General features: G+C 36.5%; 6 protein-coding genes. All 6 read right to left on the bottom strand.

Annotated elements, in window-relative coordinates:
* Window positions 1-145 precede the first annotated feature (145 nt).
* Window positions 146-1678 carry a glycosyltransferase gene (locus KGI01_RS13085; protein WP_141275052.1) on the bottom strand — a complete coding sequence of 511 codons (1533 nt, stop codon included), beginning with the start codon at window positions 1676-1678 and terminating at the stop codon, window positions 146-148.
* Window positions 1679-1693: 15 nt separating this feature from the next.
* Window positions 1694-2857, bottom strand: coding sequence for a CDP-glycerol glycerophosphotransferase family protein (locus KGI01_RS13080; protein ID WP_141275051.1), 1164 nt, complete (start codon window positions 2855-2857; stop codon window positions 1694-1696).
* 10 nt (window positions 2858-2867) lie between these two features.
* Window positions 2868-3992: a CDP-glycerol glycerophosphotransferase family protein gene (locus tag KGI01_RS13075; RefSeq protein ID WP_141275050.1), complete on the bottom strand. Its 1125-nt coding sequence runs from the start codon at window positions 3990-3992 to the stop codon at window positions 2868-2870.
* Window position 3993: 1 nt separating this feature from the next.
* The gene (locus tag KGI01_RS13070) at window positions 3994-5019 is read right to left on the bottom strand and encodes a ribitol-5-phosphate dehydrogenase (RefSeq protein WP_141275049.1); all 1026 of its coding nucleotides are present in this window, start codon (window positions 5017-5019) and stop codon (window positions 3994-3996) included.
* Window positions 5019-5732: an IspD/TarI family cytidylyltransferase gene (locus KGI01_RS13065; RefSeq protein ID WP_141275048.1), complete on the bottom strand. Its 714-nt coding sequence runs from the start codon at window positions 5730-5732 to the stop codon at window positions 5019-5021. The genes KGI01_RS13070 and KGI01_RS13065 overlap by 1 nt, the downstream gene beginning before the upstream one ends.
* A gap of 65 nt (window positions 5733-5797) precedes the next feature.
* Window positions 5798-6955, bottom strand: coding sequence for an aminotransferase class I/II-fold pyridoxal phosphate-dependent enzyme (locus KGI01_RS13060; RefSeq protein ID WP_141275047.1), 1158 nt, complete (start codon window positions 6953-6955; stop codon window positions 5798-5800).
* Window positions 6956-7224: the final 269 nt, after the last annotated feature.

Below are 7224 nucleotides of genomic sequence, written 5' to 3'. Positions count from 1 at the left end.
TTTCGAAGAGCGAGATTCCCTTTCGCGCGCGAGTTTGTCCCTTTCAATGGCGGAGATTCCCTTTCGCGCGCGGAATAGTCCCTTTCATAATCAAAAATTCATCCCAAACAAAAAGCACTCACATTCATGAGCGCTTTTTCACATATTAGTTTTGTTTAGCGATTTCTTGTTCGAATAGTTCGTCCCATTCTTGGTATTGGCGTTCGCGTGTATATTTTTCATTGACGACTTGGTATGCATGTTCGCCTACTTCTAGAGCTTTTTCTGGTGTGTATAACCAGTCTGTCATCGCTTCTGCCAATGCATCAATGTCACCGTTTGGTACAACTTTTCCTGTTGTGCCATCTGTTAATTCACGTACAAGGTAGTTCACTTTGAAGCTGATTGCTGGTACTTTTTGTGTCATCGCTTCTAAAATAACTAAACTTTGTCCTTCGTAAATTGATGTAATGACTGTGAATAAGCCTTCGCTTAATTTTGTGAAAACATCGTTTGTATAGGGTAGTAGTTTTACTGATTTACGTAATTTTAAGTCAGCAATTAATTTTTTCAAAGCATCTTTTTGTGGACCATCACCGTAAATATGTAACTCAGCATCTGGTACTACTTCTACTGTTTTTTTGAATGCTTGGATTAATAAATCAAGACGCTTTTCTGAGTTATAACGACTGATTGTCACAACGCGATTTAGATGTTTTTTCGTCACTTGTAGTTCACTTTCTGCTACATTCGAAATAACATGGATATTCCATTTTCGATCTGAGAATTGTGTCTCAATATCGATTTTTTGACGATTTGTTAAAACAACGATTGGTGCATCTTCATCTTTATTATTCAGTACATGTTTGACATCTGGTTTTACTTCACTACCAATTGTATATGGTTCTAATAAATGGTTTGTATGGATTGTATAGATACGAATCGCTTTCTCAGCTGGAATTTGTTGTACTTTCGGGCTTGTGCCCGGTCCATCACAAATAATGATTGGTTTTACTTCTTCTAAATCACATAATTCCTCTAAAAAACTCGCATGAAATTCTAAGTTAGAAGGGAATACTTTTGCTTCTTGACGATCTGGGCTAAATAATACAATTCGTTGCGGCTTACCTGTATTATGATTAAACCAGCGTGATAAGTAGCAAAAACCTTCTTTTGTATAATAATGAATTTGCGTTACTTTATTGTTAGATGGGTGATATGTTTCTTTTTGTAGTAAATAACCGTCAATATGATAAATTTCGCGTTCAATGCGTACACGTATTTCTGAGAAATAATCGACAACGCGTAAACGTCCTTCGTCATCCCATCGCTTATATTTTACATAGCGACCATTATCAAAATAGCGTGCTACTTTACCATCTAGTTGGTAATGGTAACCTTCTTCTTCTCGTTGTAAATTACGCTCATACTGTGCACGTATTTCTTCATTCACTTCACCACGGGTAAATTTATTACGATAGTATTCAAAAATATTAATAACTTCCGATGTTTCTGCAATGCGTCCTTCATATTTCAGCTGTTTTTCAATTTCAGGATAGTTTGTTTTGTCATCCAATGTGACAAGTGCTGTACTATATTTATCATTATCGAATAAATGCGTACGTGAAAACATCACGCTATTAATACCGCCTTTATTGATGTTGACATCATTCACAGCCATAAAAATTTTTCTTTTCATTAATTTTGTTCCCTCCTATTTTCGTTCCATACAAGATATAACTAAATCAGCGACACGTTCTGTTGATTTTCCATCTAAATCATCAAAAAATTTATCTGTGAAATCTTTGTAGTCAACATGTGGATGATTAAATTGATTTTGTAGTACACGCACCATTTGCTCGGTATCTCGAACGACCTCTCCAGGTGTAAACTCTTCATATGGGATATAAAAATCACGTGCTGAAATATATTCTTCTAAATCAAAACAATAAAAAATCATCGGTTTATTTAATAAAGCATATTCAAAACAAACAGATGAATAATCTGTAATGAGTACATCTGTAATAAATAATAAATTATTAACATTTGGATATTTTGTTAAATCAAAAATTTTATCCCGATATGCTTCTGGAATTGAGATTTTCTTTTTAACAAATGGATGCATTTTAATAATAAAGACATCTTCCTCACCCAGTCCTTCATAAATCTGATCTAAATCAAGTTGTTCTTTTGGAAATTTAGCACTTGATTGACCATTTCCTCTGAAGGTCGGTGCATATAAAGCTACGCGCTTCCCAATAAACTGTGGGTATTTTTCATAGACTTCTTTTATTTTTTGCTGTTTATAAGATTCGTCAAAAAAGACGTCGGTTCTTGGTACTCCTGTTGCAACAACACAGGATTCATCGATGCCAAAGCCCTCTGCATAGAAAGGAGCTACGTATTTCGAGCTAACAATCGCCTTTGTATAATTGCGATGTGCATTCGAATCTGATTTTGGGCCACCTGGTTTACCAATTCGACTAAAGCCAAATGTTTTAAAAGCACCTACCGCATGCCAGATTTGAATTAAATCGGCACCTTTTCGAATTTTCAATGGATAAATCATCGGATAAAAATCATCGAGTAAAATAACTTTTGAGCGCGCTAAATTATACGCTAATTGAATGATTTCAATATAGCGTTTGCGTGTTTTAACGGATGGCTTTAATAAAAAGTAGTAACTATAATTTTTCTTTCTTTGCAACTCATCGTAAACGAATTGGAAGTTATCACTCATTGTTTTGCGGCTGTCTGATAAAATCGAAATGCGATTTTTGTTAATTGGTAGTAATGAAAACATTTTATAAAGCATCTGAAAGACTTCTTTTTTAAATCGCCGATCAACTTTTTGCTTGAACGTCAATTTTTTCGCCATGTAACTTCCCTCACTTCGGTTCAAAGATGTGTTGAACAATTTTTTCCGTAACTCCCGATACATCACCAATATTTTCGCGTACCATACGCTCTGTATTTAAGTACTCATGCTGGTGGCGTTGATTAATCCATTCGATTAATTGCTTGCGACTATGCAACAAGTCACCATCTGTAATTTCTTTGATTGGACGATAAAGACCTCTATTTTGTGTATATTCCTCTAGGTCTGGAATATAGTGCGCTAACGGTTTTTCAAATAAAGCAAATTCAAAAATAGCAGAAGAATAATCTGTAATAAAAGCATCCACATGTGGCATCCAAGTATTTGCACTCGATTGTAAATCTACATATATTTGTGGATGATTCATTAAAGGTATCCAATCCTGTGAATTTTCATATGGGTGTAATACGATAATAAATAGTGTATTTTCCGGTAATTGCTTCACTATTTCTTGGACTTCATCTGTCCATCTAAGTAATGATTCTTGGTGAACTTTACCTGCTCGATACGTAGGTGCAATTAAAATTTTCGTCATATTTTTCTTTTGATGCGAAAATTTAACAGGCGGTGGCGCAACATGATGCATTAACTGTTCTGCACGCGGCGAACCCATCGCAAAAATTTGTGTAGGCGACATACCAAAAGCTTCGGAAAAATATTTGGCGGAAATATCTGTTGAGACATAGGCAGCGGTATAATGTTGGTGAATGGGTAATATTTCAAGATACTTTTCCGAAGGTCCAAACTGCGTATTACGTGTGCTAAGTCCAAATTTTTTAAACGCGCCTGTAGCATGCCAAAGTTGAATAATGCGTGTACCTTTTCTCGGTGTAACAAGATATCCGGCTAAAAAATAATCATCAATCAATACGGTTTCTGCATCACGTATTAACCATAAATCTTTTAAAATAGCGAGACCTACTTTTTTAGCAGATGTTTGAATATAGATTTCTTTTGATGGAAATTGTTTTTTTAATTCTTCAAAAACCATTTGTAGATTACCTTCTAATTTTGAACCCCTATAGAGAAAGAACACCACTTTCTCTTTTCGAATAGGCGAAAAGAGCGTGATGAGTTGATAATAACTATTCACTATTTGTTGATACCATTTTAAAATAGTATATTTTATCGACATATTAAATCTTCCATTCCATCACACTTTTGCCCCAAGATCGTGATAAATCTTCTTCAAAAGCGCGTGTAATATCTTGCACAGACTCCACTCTTGTGACATTACCTACAAGTGTTGATAAATATTCAGGAATTTCAGGATACTTTTTATACATATTTACAGTACGTTGAAAATCGAGTGAGCCACTTCGACTGCTACCAATCAACGTTAAGCCCTTTTCAAGTACCATACGTGTATTAATTTCTACAGGAAATTCACTTACACCAAGTAAGCAAATTGCACCTTCTGGCTTAATAATATCAATCATTTGATCAATCGCATACTGGCTTCCTTTACCACCTGCACATTCAATCGCATGATCGATTTCGTAATTCTCTGGAATTTCATTAATAAAAATAGCCTCATCCACAAATGTAAAATGATCTAGTTTATATTGCGTTTTCCCGAAAATCGTTACATGGCAATCTGGATACATGTACTTTAAAAGCAAACAAGTAATATAACCTAAGTTACCATCCCCCCAAACACCAAAACGTCCACGACGCTTAATCGCCTTCTGTTCGAAACGACTGAGAGCATGTGTTGTAATCGTAACTAATTCTGTAAAAGATGCGACGTTTGGGCAAACATGTTCAGGTAATAGGACAATACGGTCACGCTTTAAAAAGACATAATCTTGCATAAAGCCATCATACCCACTTGAACGGAATCGGCTTGAACGTAAATAGTTTTCAGCGACATAAGGATCATCTTCTGTTGGTGTATTTGGCACCATCACAACACGCGTACCTACTGGAATTTCGTGTTTTGGGTCATATGCTACTTCACCAATCCCTTCATGTATCAGCGCCATTGGTAACTTTTGACGCATCGCTTTTGCGCCACGTCGACCTGTGTAATAACGCTGGTCGGCTGCACAAATTGATAGATGTGTCGGACGCACAATGATTTCCTCGCCTTGTAAGGAACGGTCTTTGTAACTTAACTCAAATTGTCTAGCAGATACGAGTCGATAAATTTGATTAATCATTATTTATCCAAACTCCCTTTCAAAATTGAGTTTGCTACGTTTAAATCGTAAGGTGTCGTTACTTTGATATTAAACGTTTCTCCTTTAACGATTCCCACTTTCTTCCCTTTCATAACGAAAATTTTGGCTGCGTCGGTTAAAATTTCTTTTTCATCATCGCTTAGTGCTTGATATAGCTCACGTAACTCGACTATATTAAATGTTTGTGGCGTTTGACCTTGGTACATAAAATCGCGTCTCGGAATATCCGAAATAAATTCACCATCCTCTGATGCAACAATCGTATCAATCGCACTAATCACAGTATCAACTGCGCCTACTTCTAACCCTTTTTCAATATTTTGCTCAATAATACGATGCGTCAAAAATGGACGCACCGCATCATGAGTAATTAAAATATCATCTGTTTGAATTCCTGCATTTTTTTCAATGGCATCAATAACTTTCATAATTGTATCATTTCGATCACGTCCACCACTTACTACTTCAATTCGTGGGATTGAAAGTCCATACTTTTTTAGTAAATCTCGCGTATGTTGTACCCAATCACGTGGCACGGCGATAAAAATCTTTTGAATTCGTGGATTTAGAACAAATTTTTCAACTGTATGAATAATAATCGGTTTATTTTGTAACGACAAAAATTGTTTAGGCATCGGAACATTCCCCATTCGTGTCCCTTTACCGCCTGCTAAAATTCCTGCATAAATCACTATAACAACCCCTTATTCACTGTTTTCATATGCTCGGAACATCCAATTATGTATGTAGCACAAGGCTACTTGAGTGTTTGAATGAATTGTTCCATGCGATTCATCGCTTCAACAAGCGTTTCCATCGCATAAGCATACGTAATCCTTACATACCCTGCTCCCAATTTTGAAAACGCAGAACCCGGCACAACACCCACGCCACCTTCAATCATTAAGCGTGTCGCAAATTCTTCAGATGTCATACCGAACTGCTGAATCGATGGGAAGATATAAAATGCACCTTCTGGCTTTTGTACTTCAATTCCCATTTCGATTAATCGTTCATACACATAGTCGCGACGTTGACGATAGGATACATTCATCACTTCTGGTGCATCTTTAGCCACTGTTAGTGCCGCAATAGCTCCATACTGACTTGGAACAGCTGCACATAAAATGTTGAAGGCTGACACTTTTAATGTCTGTTGAATGAGATGTTCATGCCCCATGATGAAGCCAATTCGATATCCGGTCATCGCATGTGATTTTGATAACCCATGAATTAAGAAAAGACGATCTTTTATTTCTGGATAAGAACCAAATGAACGATGTGCATGGTCAAATGTATTTTCACTATAAATTTCATCTGAAATAATATAAAGCTGTTGATCTTTTAAATAGTCAACAATCTCATCCATCACATCATGACTTAATGTAGCACCTGTCGGATTTGTCGGATAGTTAAATAAAATCGCTTTTGTTTTTGGTGTCACACATGCTTTTAAACGCTCAAGTGATGGCTGAAAATGCGTATCTGTTGTATCTAAATAGACTACTTTTGCTCCTACACTCTCAATCACAGGAACGTAACCTGCATACATCGGTGCTGGCACAATCAATTCATCACCAGGTAATAAAATCGTACGTAATACTGCATCGAGCGCTTGACTTGCTCCATTCGTCACCATTACTTCCGTTTTTGGATTATATGAACACTGATACTTCTCTTTGAAAAATGCTGCTACTACTTCACGAAGCTCTAGTAATCCTGCATTGCTTGAATAGCCCGTACGATCTTGCAAAATCGCCTGTGCTGCTTCTTCTTTTACTGCCTCTGGAGCATGAAAATCGGGTTGACCAATCGTCAAATTGAGTGCTTCTGGATAATTTGCTAATTGATTGGCAAAACGACGAATGCCTGAAATTTCTAAGTTGGTAATGCGTGAATTCATATCTAACGCCATGGGTAAAATCCTTCTTTCAAATATACATTTATTAGTAGCCATATTATACGCCTTTTTTCTATAAATATCATACGTTAACATCATGCTTTTTTGTTATTTTTTAGGTGGTTTTTACATGAATTTAATATTAGGTGCATGGATGAATGAGTGTCGAATTTTGTTGAAAGGGACTGATCCGCGTGCGAAAGGGACTATTCCGCGTGCGAAAGGGACTATTGCTCGCCGAAAGGGAATCCTCGCCTCCGAAAGGGACAAATCCACGCGCGAAA

Origin of the sequence: Kurthia gibsonii (genome assembly GCF_006539985.1) — a bacterium.
In the GTDB taxonomy this organism is placed as follows: Bacteria; Bacillota; Bacilli; order Bacillales_A; family Planococcaceae; genus Kurthia; species Kurthia gibsonii.
This window is presented reverse-complemented; position numbering and strand designations above follow the sequence as displayed.

Bases quoted from the DNA above. Each gene is read 5' to 3' on its own strand.
- KGI01_RS13070 (WP_141275049.1), bottom strand. From the start codon at position 5,019: ATGATTAATCAAATTTATCGACTCGTATCTGCTAGACAATTTGAGTTA.
- KGI01_RS13075 (WP_141275050.1), bottom strand. From the start codon at position 3,992: ATGTCGATAAAATATACTATTTTAAAATGGTATCAACAAATAGTGAAT.
- KGI01_RS13085 (WP_141275052.1), bottom strand. From the start codon at position 1,678: ATGAAAAGAAAAATTTTTATGGCTGTGAATGATGTCAACATCAATAAA.
- KGI01_RS13060 (WP_141275047.1), bottom strand. From the start codon at position 6,955: ATGGCGTTAGATATGAATTCACGCATTACCAACTTAGAAATTTCAGGC.
- KGI01_RS13080 (WP_141275051.1), bottom strand. From the start codon at position 2,857: ATGGCGAAAAAATTGACGTTCAAGCAAAAAGTTGATCGGCGATTTAAA.